The sequence below is a fragment of the Pseudomonas sp. FSL R10-1350 genome (genome assembly GCF_009600525.1).
GTDB classification, from domain to species: Bacteria; Pseudomonadota; Gammaproteobacteria; order Pseudomonadales; family Pseudomonadaceae; genus Aquipseudomonas; species Aquipseudomonas helleri.
Genome location: NZ_WIVR01000214.1, coordinates 1 through 320, shown reverse-complemented (window position 1 = coordinate 320; position 320 = coordinate 1). Strand labels below are relative to the sequence as shown.

Genomic DNA, 320 nt, shown 5'->3' with positions numbered 1-320 from the left:
GTGTACGACTTCAGCCCCGGTCGCTCGGGCGAATATGCCCGCAATTTCCTTGGCGACTGGAAAGGCAAGTTGGTCTGTGACGACTACAGCGGTTACAAAGCCAGTTTTGCACTTGGCGTCACCGAAATCGGCTGCATGACCCACGCTCGCCGCAAGTTTTACGACCTGCACGTCACCAATAAAAGCGTGCTGGCTGAGCAGGCGTTGCGGTACATCGCGGCTTTATATGAAGTTGAACGCGAAGTTCGCGATTTGGAACCGGATGTCCGGCGACGAATACGTCAGGAAAAAGCAGCGCCCCTGATGGACGCGTTTCATGC

1 protein-coding gene is annotated in these 320 nt (G+C 55.6%); it reads left to right on the top strand.

The annotated features are described in order from the left end of the window. A partial coding sequence (locus tag GHO25_RS25900) for a transposase (RefSeq protein WP_153331100.1) occupies positions 1-320 on the top strand: 320 nt, incomplete at both ends.